This is a genomic window from Ectobacillus soli (genome assembly GCF_042610425.1).
Taxonomy (GTDB): Bacteria; Bacillota; Bacilli; order Bacillales; family Bacillaceae_G; genus Ectobacillus.
In genome coordinates, this window is sequence record NZ_JBGJZM010000001.1 from 1,279,596 (window position 1) to 1,297,486 (window position 17,891).

At 32.7% G+C, this 17,891-nt stretch carries 11 protein-coding genes and 1 pseudogene; 11 read left to right on the top strand and 1 reads right to left on the bottom strand.

The window, feature by feature from the left end; all coding sequences use genetic code 11:
- The first annotated feature begins 19 nt into the window (after positions 1 to 19).
- Positions 20 to 892 (top strand): HNH endonuclease signature motif containing protein, encoded by an 873-nt coding sequence (locus ACAN53_RS06660; protein ID WP_379968285.1) that lies wholly within the window; start codon positions 20 to 22, stop codon positions 890 to 892.
- 808 nt (positions 893 to 1,700) lie between these two features.
- Here the strand turns inward: ACAN53_RS06660 and ACAN53_RS06665 are convergent.
- A pseudogene (locus ACAN53_RS06665) lies at positions 1,701 to 2,494 on the bottom strand (IS3 family transposase); the annotation flags it as partial.
- Positions 2,495 to 3,394: 900 nt separating this feature from the next.
- Between ACAN53_RS06665 and ACAN53_RS06670 the strand changes: the two are divergent.
- The 10 genes from ACAN53_RS06670 (at position 3,395) to ACAN53_RS06715 (ending at position 17,839) form a co-directional block, all read left to right on the top strand.
- Positions 3,395 to 5,209, top strand: a complete 1,815-nt coding sequence (locus ACAN53_RS06670; RefSeq protein ID WP_379968287.1) for an McrB family protein — start codon at positions 3,395 to 3,397, stop codon at positions 5,207 to 5,209.
- Complete coding sequence (locus ACAN53_RS06675) at positions 5,199 to 6,983, top strand: DUF2357 domain-containing protein (RefSeq protein WP_379968289.1); 1,785 nt, start codon at positions 5,199 to 5,201, stop codon at positions 6,981 to 6,983. Before ACAN53_RS06670 ends, ACAN53_RS06675 begins: the two co-directional genes overlap by 11 nt.
- Before the next feature lie 631 nt (positions 6,984 to 7,614).
- A complete protein-coding gene (locus ACAN53_RS06680; protein ID WP_379968291.1) occupies positions 7,615 to 7,734 on the top strand; it encodes an anti-repressor SinI family protein in 120 nt (39 codons plus the stop codon).
- A gap of 80 nt (positions 7,735 to 7,814) precedes the next feature.
- Positions 7,815 to 8,807: a helix-turn-helix transcriptional regulator gene (locus tag ACAN53_RS06685; protein WP_379968293.1), complete on the top strand. Its 993-nt coding sequence runs from the start codon at positions 7,815 to 7,817 to the stop codon at positions 8,805 to 8,807.
- Between the two features lie 301 nt (positions 8,808 to 9,108).
- Positions 9,109 to 10,791, top strand: a complete 1,683-nt coding sequence (locus ACAN53_RS06690; RefSeq protein ID WP_379968295.1) for a dynamin family protein — start codon at positions 9,109 to 9,111, stop codon at positions 10,789 to 10,791.
- Positions 10,775 to 12,973, top strand: coding sequence for a dynamin family protein (locus tag ACAN53_RS06695; RefSeq protein WP_379968297.1), 2,199 nt, complete (start codon positions 10,775 to 10,777; stop codon positions 12,971 to 12,973). Before ACAN53_RS06690 ends, ACAN53_RS06695 begins: the two co-directional genes overlap by 17 nt.
- A 14-nt stretch (positions 12,974 to 12,987) precedes the next feature.
- A complete protein-coding gene (locus ACAN53_RS06700) occupies positions 12,988 to 14,217 on the top strand; it encodes a dynamin family protein (RefSeq protein ID WP_379968299.1) in 1,230 nt (409 codons plus the stop codon).
- Positions 14,218 to 14,237: 20 nt separating this feature from the next.
- Positions 14,238 to 16,757, top strand: coding sequence for a tetratricopeptide repeat protein (locus ACAN53_RS06705; protein ID WP_379968301.1), 2,520 nt, complete (start codon positions 14,238 to 14,240; stop codon positions 16,755 to 16,757).
- Positions 16,758 to 16,894: 137 nt separating this feature from the next.
- Positions 16,895 to 17,233: a hypothetical protein gene (locus tag ACAN53_RS06710; protein ID WP_379968303.1), complete on the top strand. Its 339-nt coding sequence runs from the start codon at positions 16,895 to 16,897 to the stop codon at positions 17,231 to 17,233.
- Positions 17,234 to 17,629: 396 nt separating this feature from the next.
- Positions 17,630 to 17,839 carry a hypothetical protein gene (locus tag ACAN53_RS06715; protein WP_379968305.1) on the top strand — a complete coding sequence of 70 codons (210 nt, stop codon included), beginning with the start codon at positions 17,630 to 17,632 and terminating at the stop codon, positions 17,837 to 17,839.
- Positions 17,840 to 17,891: the final 52 nt, after the last annotated feature.

Below are 17,891 nucleotides of genomic sequence, written 5' to 3' on the forward strand. Positions count from 1 at the left end.
TCAAAGTAAGGAGATTAGCATGCCGAATAGGAGTATCCCAGATAATATTAAACTCAACCTTATAGAAGAGGCTGGATGGAAATGTGCAAATCCGGGTTGTTCTGTTACCTCTCGTTTTGAAATACATCATATAAAAGAGTGGGCTGTATATAAGACACATGATGAAAAGCATATGATTGCTATATGCCCAACGTGTCATGCAAATGTCCACTACAATAATTCCTTAATAATTGAAGATTCAGAAATTTACCAATGGAAAACAATTATAAGGTCTAAAACTAATGAACTAATTACACAATTCTTTGTTGAGCCAAGTAGTAAATGTTCATTATTATTTGGACCAATGAAATTTATTTCATATAAAGGCATGCTCCCAATAAAATTAGCTGACCAATTAATAGAGTATAAGATATTAGATGGGAAACTGTATTTCATTAATTTATTTATCAAAGATCAAAATGGTAATCCATTGTGTAAAGCAAATCATAATATTATTATATCAAATGAAGTTGAAGGTTTTACAATAAACAAAAGAGAAGGTAGACTACAAATAATAGCAGATCTTTCAACTGGCCTATTACCAAAATGGGCCTTAGAGGATATTAGGAAGTTTGAACCAGATTTTGCTATGGATAATAAATTAACCGTACTAGATATTAAAGTTGAAGAACCGGGAACAGTATCAATCAGCAATCTTGTCATTGTCGAAAATAACGCTGCATTTGTAGTGAAGAAAGATGAATACTACTTTATTAAAAAAGGAAGAGTAAGACCTCTCATTTTTTCAGAAGTTCATAAATCCTTACCAATACTTTTCCCTAAAGAGCTGGATTATAGTCAATATGACTACATCGACCCCTTAGTATTTTTGAAAATTAATACAAAATTATAAATACTTTTGTAAAATTACTTCTAAGTAAAAAAAGGATTCATTGCTGTTAAAGAGCAAAAGACTTCAATATTAAATATTCATAAAAAAGTGCGAAAATTACCATTATCGCACTTTTTTTATGTGATCATAAGGTGTAAAAGTTTAATAGAAAATAAAACTTGCTATTTTGGACGTACCATAATTATAAGAAACAGCCATAATTATAGGGGACATGTGAATGTCGTCGTAAAACTTTAATGTAGGTATTTTTATGACAATTTTAATGCCGTGAAAATACCTACATAATGTTGTTATCAACTATTATATATAATCTTTAAATGAGATTTTTTTATTTTAATCATTTCTAAACTAGAGCCTTTTCTTATGTAAATTATAGCAGTAATATGATTTAATTTAATTAACAGATTTCAACTGTTATATAGAACCATTAGGGACGTTTCATAATTATGAGTAACGTCCCGTAATTATAGGGTTAATATTCCATTAATACCATAAACATCCTAATAATGTTTGATTTTAGTTAACATAATATATATTCGGTTTGATGAAAAATTGAATTATTGTTTAGTGCCTATAATTATGGGGTCGTTCCTTTAAGTTATTTGGTGCATTCCACAAAGTTATGTTCATTTTATAGTGAAACAATAACTTTTAGTCATTATGTCCAAATTGTGGTTTCATAATCCTATTTATGAAAATTAAGCATTAAAGTTAAAGAGAGAATTTACGCTGTTATATTAGAGCTATATCTATAAATATGGATTGTCAACACCAAACTAGACAATTTTTTAAAGTATGTAAGTTTGTATTGTAGGTCTGCATTAATAAAGGCAAGTACTTGGTAAACCAGTAAGGCATTTTTGTTCGGACCTGTGCTGCACCCAATGATTTCTCGATTAAAGAGGTCGACAAATACATATATAATGTCTTTTTTTATCGACTCTTACATAAGTCAAATCGCTTATAATGGCTCTCAACCGCTCATCCTGTTTAAACTCACGGTCCAGTTCATTAGCCTAGGTTGATTCGTTACACGTTTTTGCTTGCGGCTTGAACTGAGCCACTGTGTAGGAAGAGACAAGGCCTTGCTCATTCATAATACGACCTATTCGTCGTCTAGAGACGATTTTTCCTTGCTTTTTTAATTCGAATTTTATTTTACGAGTCCCATAGTTTTGACGGCTGGCCTGGAAAATCTCAACAATATCAGCCTCTAAAACTCTCTATTTTACTTCATAATAATAAGTAGTTCTCGGTAGATGGAGGGATTTTGCACATTGCTGATATCGAGTATTTGTCTCGGTTATTCCGGATCACATTTACTTTCGTCCTAGTATCAGCGCAGCTTGCTTTAAATATCATTTCCCATCAACAGTTGCTTATTTTTTTACGTATATTGTTCAACTCAATTTCTTCTGTGGTTTGGTTATCTTTCTCTTTAATTGAACCTGTAGTTTTGTTTTGCTCGATCCATTTATTTAGAGAGAAGGGTGTCAGATCGTACTCATGAATGATATCCTTTCTTGGTTTGCCATTCAGATACAGTTGCACCATTTGATTTTTAAATTCTTCTGTAAATGTTCCTCGCTCTCTTTTAGTCATCGTAGATTATCCTCAAATATATTATGTGTAGTCTACTTGACCTTAAAATTTCTGTCTAGATAAGTGTAGCCCATCCAATAATTAGTTTATTAGATGCTATTTCTCGGAGAGGTACGGATCACAAACTTATGACAAGAAGGACAAACCATTAATTATAGATTTTATAATTCACATGGACAACGCACCTCATTCTTCAAACAATAAATAGTTTATAAAGATATACTTTGTACACGTGGCTAGCAAGGCAGGCACAAGGAAATAGGAATGAAAATAAGGAAAATATAGTAATAATATCAAATTGTTAGTATAATAGTAATGAACATTTTAATCGAAAGTAAATAACTAGATTCAAGAGGGAGATTTATAAATATTAAATATTGATTGAGTCCAAGATGACATATCAATAAAGACATCTTCCTATAGACTGATCTCCTGAATGGTAAAACCATAACACATTTCTTACAGATATTACCTATACCTATTTGTTTGTGATTTATTAGGTTTAATGGAATGAAAGGTTTGTGAAAAAAGCTCATTACATCTAAGAAAACAGTGTCTATACATTCTGATAACTAATCCATTACAGACAAATCCTTACCCCTTCTAGACATCAAAGTTGGATATGACAAGATTTAAACAACTGTAAGTATTCCGTATCATTAAATTTTTCCAGGATTTGAAGTAGTTAAACAAGTATTTCTTGAAGATTAAGATATTTTACATTTTGAAAAAATTCAACAGAGGAACTTTGTTCCAACTGAACCTTCTCTTATGTTAAGTTGTCGCCAACAATATTGGCAGGAATTCGCGAGCGTTTTTTATTTTTGTCTAACTTACAAAATGTGAATATGAATCTATATTATAATATTCTATCTTAATAGAATTAAGGAGTGTAAGAGCATGAATAAGTACATAGGTTATATAGAGGGAAGAGGTAAATGTAAAGTCACTAAGGGTGGTAGTTTCTATGTATTCGCAACAGTGATCTCCCCTGTACCTCCTACAAAGGCAGCAGATATTGAACAAAAGGAGGTTAATATCTTCGCTAACGAGTTGTATAAACATGGTTTTCCTAAAATTAACTTAAAAATTGCTGGTGAACGCACTAAAAATCAGACAATCGATCAAGGATGGGACTTACTCCGGGAAAAAATTATTTCTTTTGAAATCGAGGAAAGTACGAACAACAGAACAGGTTCACCAGTGTTTATTGCCAAAAATGTTAATATTCATAGAACCAAAATATCAAGAGAAAACAATTTTTTGCATATCAAGGTTATTAATAGTGAAGTGGATTTTATTTCCTTAACAAAAGATAGCAAGGTATTAGAATTATCTGCCCCACAACTATTTCACTCGCTTTTTGCATGGAGAGGAAACATCTATTGGCTACCAATAGATGATATTAAAATTTTGGAGGATCAAGAACCCCAACTTGTCGATTCGATTTCAGCTATAGAGAAAATTCATAACATTAAACTCATTACATTCGGGGGAACCCCTGAAGAACCAGAAGAAATCTTGGTTGCTGATCATCAGTATGAAAGCATTATTAAAATCCTTAAACAACAAGAATCTACTAAGGCTGAGACATCTATCAAAATAGAAGAGCACTCAGAAGAAATTAGGTTTTTAGATTCACTTGTACAAAATAACCAGCTTTTGTACAAACCACAAACCTTACTTTCCTTACATACTTCCCTTAAGACATCCATGCTGACTATACTCTCCGGGCCATCCGGAACTGGAAAATCTAGTCTTTGCAGATTATATGCTAAATCCTTAGGACTCATTAACGAGGAAACATATAAAGAAGTACCTGTACAAACAAATTGGACAGATTCATCCGACTTTCTTGGTTATTATGATAATCAAAACGGTAGATATCTACCTTGCGCGAGCGGGATTGTTCAATTTTTATTAAGGGCTGATAAATATCGTAATCAAATACATATATTAGTTCTGGATGAAATGAATCTAGCCAAGGTGGAGCATTACTTTGCTGAATTTAGTAGTGTACTTCAGCGTCCATTAGAGGAACGCGTCATTCGTCTTTACACGTGTAGTAGTGAAAAGATGGACCCGACTTTCCCTGCAGAGATTCCATTGCATGACAATTTACTTATTATTGGAACAGTTAATACAGATGATTCGACTCATGTACTAAGTGACAAGATTTTAGATCGAGGAAACTACATAGAAATTAATGAATTAGATATTCGAAGTTGGCATCAGGCAAAACTCCAAGAAATGGAAGTAGATTCGTCTAGCATCTCAATATCAAATGATTGGTCCGAAACCTTCAAATCATGGTGCAAACCATTAGGTTCTCTAAACGATCATGAAATTGAATTCTTTGATCAACTGTACAATTGCTTGAAACGAAACAGAATGGAGAAGATAATTGGCTATCGAACTTTAACAGAAATTACATCGTTCCTAGCAAATATGCCAACTCTCTATATTAATGATCAACTAGTGCTCTCTCGGTCAGAAGCTCTAGATATGCAAATTTGTCAAAGGATACTATCAAAGCTACGAGGAAGCCGGAGGGAGTTAGAGAAAATATTAGAACAACAAAATGAGGAAAACCAATCCTCACTCTTTAATCTTTTTGAGTCATTCAGGGAAAATTTATTTGGTAAAAATTTAAAATCAGAAGAGATACTAAAACGAAAGAGGGATGAAGTAGAGGTGTATGGATTTGTCCAATAAATCACTTGGTTTCCTCCTCTCTTTTATCGTTAAAAATAATAAGTATACTTGTTCAGAACTATATACATCAGAACAAGAAGCTATGTTACCTGAGAATGTATTTACTTATGCTGAAATTACGGAATACGATATAACCCTCCACCTAGAGGTGTTAGAGGGTAATGACCCGATTATGATTACGATGGATGGATTAAAGACCCCACGAAATCGGCCACTTCGTTTTGACCCAGTGACCAATAGAATGAACTATGTAAATTGGGAATTAAAGGGCATTAACACTAGTAGACTTATTGCCTACTGTGGTGATTACATGTTGACCGTTAAGCGAGGAAATGAAGTCTGGTACCTTATGTTCCGTATTTATCCTGACAATATTCGTATTAATACATTAAGTGATATGATGCGGGAATTGGAGAATTTCGTTAAATCAATTACAATCGATGTGACATCGCCTGCTAGGATGAGGAGTAGGATAAATGAGGATACTAGCACTAAAAATTACTACCATTGGTATGAAATGCTTAAAGAAATAATTGAAACAATTAGTAGCACTGTAATAAGTATATCTAAAAACCCTTTACAGAAGATTGAAACGGCTTACAAGAATGTGGATGGTCGGAAATCAAAAGCAGTTGACTCCCGGGGACAAATGCTACAACTACATGTAAAGAATCAAAATCCAAACCGTGGTATTGCTAAGGAGTACTATTCTTCATACAATACCTCTGATAACCAGTTTCTCAAAGATGGATTAAATTTATTAATCGAATATTGTGAGGAATTGACACAATCAATTCTAAACTCAATCCAGCAAGAAAAGGATCGAATATCCACTTTTGAGAGTAGGAATACTCATCTTGATGAGATTACAAGGAAGAAATATATTGCCCCTAGTACACGTAAAATAAATAGGTTAAATTCAATTTTAGCAGATTTGAGTGGTATTAGGGTAACTATTGAGCAGTTATGTAATGAATGGTTTTTTCAAAAAGTTGATACTCGGTATTTAGATAGAAGAAAATCTATAAAATCAAGGGATGTAAGGTATAATGTTGTATTTGAAGAATTGAATAGATTGGAGGATGCTAGTTTTGAGGTGCACTTTGATTCGATAAGTTGGACGAGACTCAAGCGTACATTTATTTTATATGAGTATTGGTGCTATTTCCTGGTCATTAGTAAAATATGTAGGCTTGGTTTTACTCCAACCAATCAGTTTGCATTTACATTCCGCCAAATTGGTAAACAGTTTGAAGTTAATCTCCCATACAATTTTGAATGCGAATTAATTGACGGAGATGGAAACCGGATTATAGTCGCTTATGAAGAACAGATTCCATATGCCCTACGGGTTGAGGATGCGAGGTCTCAGGGTTATGATTACTTTGGTACCAGTCGCATGACACCGGATATCCATGTTCGTATATACACATCTAATCAATTATATAAAGGGTCTATAGTATTTGATGCAAAGTATAAACCTCGGTCCATGGTATGGGATGAAACTAATGAGACATCCGATCAGGATCAAATTAACAAGTATACTAATCAAATATACCATACACTTAATCAAAGAAGTGAAGTTGCTTGTGGAGTTTTACTGTTTCCCGACATGGATGAGGAGATAAATTTCATAGACACGGATGTAGATAATATTCTCAACCCCAATATGAATAGGACTGGTTTATTATCAGCTATTCCGGGTCAAGAAAATGAGGAAATTGAGAAAATTATCCGAGTGATGATTGACAAAGTATTACATGAAAAGGTGTGAAATATGTAAACATAACGATAACTATAGGGACGTACCAATAAATAGCGGTAACGTCCCTATAATTCTTTTTTAGTTAACATAATATATATTCCGTTTGATCAAAAATAGGTTTATTGTGTAGTTCCTATAATTATTAGGTTCGTTCCATATAGTTAGATCGAGGAACAATAACTGATAGTCATTATGTCCAATTTTTTGATTTTTAATCTAATTCAAGAAATCTATAACATGTATGTGTTCATAGTATTTAATTGATTAATTTAGCAATCTTCCCTCACTTGGTGTTTTTTTCTGTCTTTAAAAAATCATTATCAATGAAAAACCATGTCGTGTTCCATAGAAAATTTACTAAGACTTTAAAGCCTGATATGGTTTCTTTATTAAGATTTAATTACCCCTTAAAACCAATTATGACTATTAAAAGAATAGCCTTCTACATGAAATCTATATCCCTCTGATACCTGCTTTTTTTATTTATAAACTAAATTTTTATTTTTTCTACATTGTTTATAAAAACCTTATCACAAGTACATATATTGTCCATCGCTCTATGATACATTACCGATGTGTTAGCTAAAGGAAATAAAATGAAGTTTTAATCCTATAGATATTTCTGAAGGGAGATAGAATAATGGCTGAAAAAGAGATACAAACCTTAGATATAGAATGGGTAGAATTAATTTTGGAAGCCTTAAGCAATGGGATTACAGAAAGAGAAATAAGAGATTTTCTAGATAGGCAAAAGATGTAGATGTAAAATTGTGATAAAATACCAATATAATAATATATCGAATTTTAGATATAACAATTTAAATCAAGGTGATGGAAGAGATGGGGGAACAAGAAATAAAGTCATTGAGAATTTTGTCCTTATACGAGCGTTTGCGTAAGGGTGAGATGATAAGTAAAAAAGAAGAAGCTGTGCGTTTTGAAGTAAACCTAAAAACCATTCAGCGGGATTTGGATGAGTTACGGCTATATCTAGCAACTACCTATAAAGATTCAATCGCCCTAACTTATAACCGTTCGAAAAAAAGCTATAGTTTAAATCGTAGTGATGATATTGGGTTGACAAAGGAAGAAATCTTGGCATTAACAAAGGTTCTTTTAGAGACCAGGGCCTTTTCAGATAAAGAAATGAAGGTATTACTTGATAAGCTTATTATACAATCTAGGCCCGATGATAGGACCTTTATTAAGGAGGTCATCGGAAATGAGCGGATTCATTATGAACCACCTCATCATGATAAACCTTTACTATCCATGATATGGGACCTAGGTGAAGCTGTTAGGACAAAGAGGTTAATAGAGATATCTTACGAAAAGGAAGAGGGAACAAAGTCGTCTACACGTATGGTACAACCAGTTGGATTATTGTTTTCGGAATATTATTTTTACCTAGCAGCTTTTCTTGTGGATTATGATTTTAAGTTTCCAACAATTTATCGAGTGGATCGAATTTCAAACTATGAGATAAAGAAAGAACATTTCAAGGTGAATTACAAAGATCGGTTTGAGGAAGGACAGTTTCGCAAACGAATTCAATTTATGAACCCTGGTGCCTTGCTGAAAGTTACCTTCCGATTTTGGGGTACATCTTTGCAAGCTGTATTGGATCGTCTACCAACTGCACGTATTGTTTCACAAGATGAAAATGGAGCAATTATTGAAGCAGAGGTATTTGGAAATGGGGTGAAAATGTGGCTTCTTAGTCAAGGACCGTATATTGAGGTCTTAAAACCGACAGAATTTAGAAATGAAATGAAGGAAACGTTAGAGAAAATGTTAGAAAACCACTCGCATAAAGAAGAAATTATGGATTAAATATCTATTTTCATTGATTTTTAGTTTTTCATAATTGGAATGCATACATAAAAAGAGGAATTGTTTTAGTCTGTTAAATTACATTTGGAAATCTAAGAAATTTATATAGAACAATCTGAAGGTTTAGATACTTTTACAATACCCAAAATACATCATTAAATCACAAGGATTCTATAATAGTGGCAGTGGATAAAATGAACATATCTATGAACGCTTACTCACAATACTTTTTTTATTTAGTTGGATTAACAGTTTTTTTAATAGAATTGGAAGATAATTATAATTAATAGGAGTGTTATGAATGATTGACCGGACTTTCGTAGTAAAACATATTGAGCGAATTCAACAAATTATTAATGAATACAGTATCCAAGGAGAAGTGGAAGAAAAGCTACAGCAGTTACAAAAGAAAATTGATCTTTTTTCAATGAAAATTTTGTTCATTGGTGGATTTAGTGCAGGAAAAAGCGCACTATTAAATACACTATTGTCAGAAGAATTATTAATTGAGAACCAAAATCCTGAAACCGCAGTAGCAACAGAGTTATGCTACGGACCCATTAATAAATTTGAGGCTATCTTTACAAATGGTACAACACTTGATATGTCATTAGCAGATATTCAGCAACTTTCACCGAAGGATGTATTACATTTTCGTTTTACGATAAAAAACGACTTTTTACATAAATATACAGATTTCGTATTTGTCGATATGCCCGGATTTAATTCCACCCTTGAAGAACATAATAAAGCGATTATGCAATACATTGGTCAGGGTAATGCCTATATTATGGTTATAGACTGCGAAGATGGTGAAATCAAATTGACAGGGGTTGATTTTATTCATGAAATTCGTCAATACGATCATAATTTAGCAATTGCTGTATCGAAAGCTGATAAAAAAGCTCCGTCTGCCCTACAACAGATTGTAACGAATATTAAGGAAACGGCAGAGTGGGAATTTCAAGAAAATATTGCTGTTGAATCAGTCAGTAAATTTGATCGTGAAACTGTTACCAAAATGCAACGGACTATCGAAAGCTTCAATGTACAACAGATATTTAATGTAACGTTTCGTCCTATGATTGAGGAACTTTACGAGTATATTTTAATTAGTTTAAAAAAGTTGATGGCGACAGAAAAATTGGATGTATCTCATCTCCAACAGCAAATTGATAGTCATATACGTTTAAAGAAGGAGCTTGAAAGGAATTTACAAATAGAACGTAAAAAATTGACTCACAAAATGCAAAACTACGTACTACCAAATATTATTGCTGACGTAGAAACGGCATTATTTAATAACTCATACCAATTAGCAACAGCGGCAAAAACAAGTGAAAATGCGTTCTCACGCCAAGTGAATAACATATTACGACCAGTCCTAGTAGAGGCGACAAGACGTTATACAGAAGAGTCGTATGCTGAGTTTTTACAAGAACTTGAATTTGATTCTATTAATTTTGATAACGCAAATGTAGAAGAGAGTATTCAAGGAAAGCTCACTGATACTATTAAAGCATTAGAAAAAATCCAAAAGGTAATCAATCAATCATCGAAAATGTATAAGGTGATTACAAGTGTATTGGCTGTTACGACATCAGTGGTTACCCCATGGTTAGAGCTTATTATTATCTTTTTACCTGATATATTAAAATTATTTTGCATCGGTGGAGAAAAAAGTCAAACTGAGAAAATTAAGAAGAAAATGGAAGATGAAATCATCCCACAAATTGTGGATAAGCTTCGCCCAGCCATTGGTAAATCCTTAATTGAAGTAGAAGCAGAGTTATTAGAAGAAACTGAAAGCAAAATGACTGAACTCATTTCAATTGAAGAGGATGCATTAAAATCCGCCCAGCAAATGAAGCAAAGTGAAACAGAGCGTTATGAGGTAATGCAGCAACAACTACAAGTAACTATTCAACAAACACAACAACAATTGGAAGATTTAAGAGGTGTGAAATATGATAACAAGAGATGAAGAATTTACTAGTTTGATTGAAGAAATAGCTGAGTCTTTAACCACTGCCCGTGATTTGGTAAGTGAAAACAATATTCTAGATTTTCAGAAAAACGCCAGAACATTAAAAGAGAGTTTACAAGTAATAAAAGAAGAAAATCGTGCTATTCGAATTGGAATTGTTGGAGAGGTGAAGGCAGGTAAATCATCATTTTTAAACGCACTTATTTTTAATGGCGACTCTATTTTACCAAAAGCACCTACACCGATGACTGCAGCACTTACTAAAATTACTTACGGTAAAGAATTCGAAGGATGCATAGTTTTCTATACACAAAAAGATTGGCAATTAATCGAAAGAAATATGCAAGATGCTGATCAATTTATGAAAAACTTATACGAAGAGCATATTAAAAAATGTGGAACACTACGTATCCCAATGTCAAGAGATCAATTCTATAAACGTAATGAAAATAAAATTCCTCAAGAGCTTAAGTCATGCAAAGAACTTGTTGAAATGGCTGAACGAAACAAAATCAATATTTATGAATATTTAGGTGAAACAATTAAAATTCGTGGGAAGGACCAAGATGATTTTATACGAGAGTTGAACGAATACGTAGGTTCAGGCGGTCATTACACCCCAATTGTGAAACATACCGAAATTCAATTAAACAATGAACTATTAAAAAATGCAGAAATTATCGACACCCCTGGATTAAATGATCCAATTATTTCACGTGGTCGGACAACGATGGATTTCCTTGTGAAATGTGATATAGTGTTTTTTTTAAGCTACACAGGTCAATTTTTAACGAAAGAGGATCTGGACTTTTTATCCAATATTTTACCGGGTGAGTCGGTAAACCGGGCTGTACTTATAGGAAGCAAGTTTGATTCGGGGATTTTAGATTATAAAGAGCAAAGTGTACCACTGAAAAAAGCATTGAAGGCAAGTCAATATAATTTTAATAAACAAGCAGACAATATTTTTGGCGAAGCACTGAAAGATCCCAATTGTGCACAAATTATTCACAACATCGGTGAAAATTTGCCTCCAAAATATGTCTCTGCAATTATGTATACAATTGCTACAAAAATAGAAAAGCAACAAATGTTATCAGAGGAAGAAGAACATTTAGTGAAGACATTTGAACGTAGATTCCAAGGATTTTCAAGAAATCCAGAATTGTTGAAGGATTTATCAAATATTGAAGGAATCCAAAAGGAAGAGCTAGAAAGAATCTTAGCGCAAAAAGATGAGATAATCGTAGAAAAAGTGAAAAATACCATACGAGATAAACAAATTTATTTCCTAAAAGAACTTGAAACGATTAATATTCAAGCGCGTACGAATCGTCAAGATTTACAAACATATGATTTGGGTGAACTTCAAAACAAAATTGATTCTATTTCCAAAACATTAAATAAAATTCGCTACAACATTCAAGAAATATTTACCTCAGGAAGTGTTCGTGCACAAAAAACGCTTGAAACGATTAAAGTTGAAGTCGAGCGTGAGATTGATAACTTTGTAGGCGTTAGTGTAACCCCCAATTCTGAATCGCATAATGGCACTCACCGAACAGGTTTTTTGGGATTATTTAAAGAGCATTATACACAGACGGTTGTGACGAATACAGCTAGTGTACAAGAAGCTATTTCGGGTATTCGTCAGTATGTTATACGTAGTAAAGAACTTATTAATACAGAGTTTGATAAATTGTTCGATTTGAAGTCAATGAAAAAGCAAATAACAAATGAAGTTACACGCGCTTTTGATGTAGTTGATGAGGAATATAATGAACAGGAGATTTTGCTGCCGCTAAATAGTGCACTTTGTCAGATTACGATCCCTAAAATCAAATTAGAAGCAACAAAGTATGATCAAAAACTAACAGATGAATTTACTTCGAGCATCGTGAAAAATGAGGATATTAGCCGATTGATGCTGACGCAGGACCGAATAATGGCCGAGATTAACAAGGATATTGTTACTATTTTAGATTTGAAAGCAAAAGAAATTGACGGCTTATTAATGAAGCAAGCGAATACGTTTGTTGATAATATTGAGTATCAATTACGAGACAATGTACAAAAAGTACAAGCACTTTTAAAGGATAAAGAAAATAGTCTTCAAAAATATAATGATTTTATTGAACAAATTGTTCAGTATAAAAATCAAATTGTCCAGTATTCGTAGGAGAGTGAGAAATAGTGAGTCTTTGGGATGATGATGACGATTTTGAAGAATATGTGGAGGATGAAAATCCATACATAGCAAAACCTGAACTGGGGCTTCAGCTTATAGCATCATTATTAAATGTCGATAAAAATGCTATAAATCATATAAATAAAATGAAACGAATTGATACACTCATAGATAAACGTTTATTACAGTCTATCAGCCAAGTGAATTTAAATAACGAGTTAGAATTATATCAACAACTTATCCAATTAAGCGATAAATTGTTCGAACAAAATAAAATGAAATTACTCGAGAAAAAAATGGTAATTGGAATTGGCGGCAAATTTAGCGCTGGTAAATCAAAGTTTATTAATTCACTATTACAAAGTAATTTTTTACCTGAGGCTCAATCACCGACAACGTCTATTGCAACTTATCTGGTTCAAGGAAAAGAAGAAACGGTTAGTGCATATACAAAGTACGACCGTAAAGTGCCAATTACGATGGAAGCAGCCAATGCCTTAACGCATGCTTTTTACGACAAATACAATCTGGGATTCTCACAATTTATTAACAATCTTGTTATGACAATACCAAGTTTTCAATACAAACAGATTGCTCTGCTTGATACACCAGGATACAGTAAATCTGATTCAAGCATTGTACAAAATGTATCCGACGAACATAAAGCATTTACTCAGTTGCGTAGTGTTGATCGTCTTATTTGGCTTGTGGATATAGAAAATGGCATTATTCAGCAGGATGATATAGAATTTATTGAATCACTGAATTTAACACAGCCGGTTTTAATCGTTTTTAATAAGGCAGATAAGAAAAGTACTGACGATGTAGAGCGTGTTATTGAAGAGAGCAAAGAAATTTTACGGATGACAAATATTCCGATTTTTGAAGTTATTGCGTATTCAGCATTGGAGACAAAGGAATTTCGCGGAACGAACTATTTAGTCCAATTTATGGATGAAATAGAGCATATGAAACAATCGAACGATAATGTGTATGTTCAGATCATAAGAGTTATTGAAAGATTGCAAAATGAATTGATTAGAAAAAAACAAGCTTTTAGAAGTGAAAGCTACCGAATAAGCGATGTCATTTTTAAATCAGCAGATATTTTGGAAATTAAAACGTTGACGGAATCGTATGCTGCCATTTTAGAAGATATAAAAGAATGTAATTATGCGATGAAAAGCTTAGATAAGACATTTAAAACGATTGAGGAATTACTGCAACAAATTTAATTGATTGAAGGTGCAAAATTATGACTCAACCAAATAAAACATTTGATTTACTTTCTACATTATTATCTGAAAAAATACCCCAACTTACACCTGATGGTGTTAATATTCGTCAAAAGTATGATGAATTGTATGAGCATGTGACGAGTAAATTAGCGCGTAAGTTAGATGCAAGTATTTATGAGGAAAAAACGAATCTTATGCTACAGCTCGAACAATTGTTAAAAAGGATTGACTTTTTTACGTATTTTCCAAAAGTCGCTAATACCACGATTGTGACAGTTTATGGTTCTGCAAAAGAAGTGAAGCGTTTCTTTGAACAAGTGCTTTCAGCAGAAGTTGTGAAACTCATTCGTATGAATACAAACGTACCAACAATTATTTACCATGACGAGCATTTGAATGATATTTATTCATTTAATACTTTAAGAATCTTAAATACACTCCCTGTAGATGATTACAAGGAATCTAATACAGATTTATATAAAAAAGGAATTGACATTCGCCGGCTTATTCAGCTATACCAATTGTCTACAACAGAAACTGTCCAAAATGCTACATTTTTATATTTGCCTTATTTTAGCTTAAAAGAACAAGAAATGTATTCTTTATTAAGTCAATTAGGAGAAATCACAGTCATCTTAGTCGACGACAAGGATATATGGAAACGAGAATTGCAATCATTATTAAAATACAAACATGTTAAAGATATACATTTGTTTGCACCCTCCATAAAGTTAGAGGAAGTTCAGCAATTTGCTGTAAAAATTGCGGAAAGCATTTCAGTACATTCACTGGAAGGGGATATGCACAAATGGTTGGATACAATTGATGTACCAAGCTACAATACTGCGTTTGAAGAACTACTTTATGAAAAATTAATGGCATATTGCACATCAATTAAAGCGATTTTACATAAGCAAAATCATTTAATTCAAAATATTAGTAAAGATATAATAAATACATCCGATAAAGAAGCGGAAGCAATGCTACGTTTGCTTCGGGAGAAATTAAAGAAAGATAATAAAGATGTAAAAACTAACCATACAGCGATACTTAGTGAAATTAAAGAAGTGGTTGAACTTGCACAACAACTTGACAGTTTAATTTGTTCACAATCGAATGTACAAGTAGCAAAAATTACAAAAACATCGTCATTTATTAAACAACAGACTGTTAGCCTTATTTTATCTTTAATTGAAAACGGCGACTTAAATATTGCTCGCGGCTACATGGCTTTGTTAGAGAAATTTGACTTTGACTATTTGCGAGCATTTGAAATTTACATTAAATTAGAAAAAAGTTCGAAGTTATCTCTTGCGGATGTGAATTATTTAGCGAAGAACGGTTTACAACCAGAGATTAGTCGTATTCAATTGAAAGTATGGCCTCAATTAAAACTTGGTATAGACGTACTTCAAGATTTACAGCAACTGTACGGGAAATCGTATGATTCCAATATACTTTATGAGCTAGGTTTGGCATACGAATGCAGTAATGAAGTGAAAACAGCACAAGATTACTATTGGTGGGCAGCAAATTTGGGTCAAATAGATGCAGCAAAACGTTTAATTTTTTATGTTGATAAAAATAACATGAGAGATATGGAAAAACTGGCAAACTTGATGATTCCTGAAGCAAATTATTATGTTGGGATGTACTATTTACATCAAGATAGGGGCTATAAAAAGGCGGTAACTTCGCTTAAAATGGCGGCTGCATATGAACATTTAGGAGCGATTAAAGAATTATCGAAGATAGAGTTTATTAATTATATAAAAGTACGTAAGAAGGATCAAAATAGGGCTGACAATATGCTGGATTCATTAATTTTCCTTCATCAATATTTACTTCAAAACGGTGAAAACGATGATGAGATATGTGAGCGGCTGGGGAAACTCTTTTATTGGAACAAGGATTACCGAAAAGCGGAACCTCTTCTAAAGAAATGTAACACTGCCGACGCACAATTTTTATGTGGAAAAATACACCAATACGGAAATGGGTATGCACAAGATTTGCCTAAGGCAAAGGAATTCTTTGAAAAAGCGAAAAATTTGGGCCATTTTCAAGCGGATAATGAATACCGTAAAGTCGAAGGGTGGATCCAATCAAACAAATCGAAGGAACAGTATTCTGCAAGTCGTAGCTATACATCAACTTCTTATACCAGCTCAAGCTCAGAAAAAGGTTGTTTTTTGACCACCGCTACATGTGTAGCACTTGATAAACCTGATAACTGTGAGGAAATTATGGCTTATAAAGCGTATCGTGATAATAATTTAGTCAAAGATGCAGATGGTAAAAAGCTTATTATTGAATATTATCGTATCGCCCCATTACTCGTGGAAGCAATTAATGCTAAGGCAAATGCGAAAGAAATTTATGTCAGCTTATACAATAAATATATTAAAGTGGGATACAGTTATCTTCAAAAGAAAGATATGCGTCAGGCTAAAAAAACATATATTTACATGGTAAAAGAGTTATGTAAGGAATATAATATTTGTCCACTAATTGAAGAAAAAGAAATATTAATATAACTGAAAAGTCACGTGCATTTCATATATAAAAATTACTCTTTAATAAATAAAAAAATACAAATTCATTTTTTAGTTGCAACCAAATAGAAACTAAGAAATGAGTGTGAAGAATATTGTTTCCATCGAGAGAGAAAATTATGAGTATTTTAGCAGATAATTATTACTATTTTCTTAAAGGTCTTCCGTTTGACAATAAATTATATATGAATGGAATGGGTGAAGCACGAAGGAAATTCCTAGCTAATCTTCATATCACCGTTTTAAAGGAATACTTACCAAAAGGATATAAGGATTGGCGATATTCTACAGATTATGTTAGCGATAAAGCGTTAGAGCTACTTAAACAAAAAAATTGGGATAAAAATGAGTTAATTTATGAGCATATGGTTCCTAAAGCTAAATATATCAAAGATGAATGTGAAAAAGCCGCAGAAAAGGTAACTTATCATCACCTGTATATATATATGAAAAGTTAATCAAGTATTTTTGGACAGCAACTATACATAAAGATGAAAATACACTATTACTTCAAAGTAGAATGCCTGAAGGCTGGGCCGACGGTAATATATTCGCTAGATATGATTATGCAGAACCTAAGATTCAATTAAAACTACCCGATGAAAAAAGCGGGGTTATTACGTTGAGAAGACCTGATTCCTCAATCACACCTATATTTTACCAAAATTAGATTATCAACTATGTTTCAAATAGTTATAGTTTTGGTGAATAGAATACTGAATAGTGCTTTAATAGGAATTAATTGCATACGTTTATTATTATGAAGTCTATTAAGGATCCTGACAGGATTTATACGGTACGATATAGAAGCAATTATGTGATATTTAAGTACAATGAGTTAGGATGGTGTAATGATGAAAGTGGAAAAGGTCCATAATCTATATGGTGGTTTGGAGAGTTGTAAGTTTGAGGACTTAGATTTGCAAGACTTGAAAGCAATAAGAACTGCCTTAACAATAGCGATAATAAAGTACGAAGAATTAGGTTATAATGAAATGCCTAAATTCCATCAACTTTATGAGGATTTTCACCGATTACGTAACAAAATAGACGGTAGAGATTAAGTCGACAATTTTTTCATCTGAACTTACTAATTAATCTAATTGATAAGGATAA

Coding starts and splice junctions, on each gene's coding strand:
- ACAN53_RS06660 (WP_379968285.1), top strand. CDS start 20: ATGCCGAATAGGAGTATCCCAGATAATATTAAACTCAACCTTATAGAA.
- ACAN53_RS06670 (WP_379968287.1), top strand. CDS start 3,395: ATGAATAAGTACATAGGTTATATAGAGGGAAGAGGTAAATGTAAAGTC.
- ACAN53_RS06680 (WP_379968291.1), top strand. CDS start 7,615: ATGGCTGAAAAAGAGATACAAACCTTAGATATAGAATGGGTAGAATTA.
- ACAN53_RS06685 (WP_379968293.1), top strand. CDS start 7,815: ATGGGGGAACAAGAAATAAAGTCATTGAGAATTTTGTCCTTATACGAG.
- ACAN53_RS06690 (WP_379968295.1), top strand. CDS start 9,109: ATGATTGACCGGACTTTCGTAGTAAAACATATTGAGCGAATTCAACAA.
- ACAN53_RS06695 (WP_379968297.1), top strand. CDS start 10,775: ATGATAACAAGAGATGAAGAATTTACTAGTTTGATTGAAGAAATAGCT.
- ACAN53_RS06705 (WP_379968301.1), top strand. CDS start 14,238: ATGACTCAACCAAATAAAACATTTGATTTACTTTCTACATTATTATCT.
- ACAN53_RS06710 (WP_379968303.1), top strand. CDS start 16,895: ATGAGTATTTTAGCAGATAATTATTACTATTTTCTTAAAGGTCTTCCG.
- ACAN53_RS06715 (WP_379968305.1), top strand. CDS start 17,630: ATGAAAGTGGAAAAGGTCCATAATCTATATGGTGGTTTGGAGAGTTGT.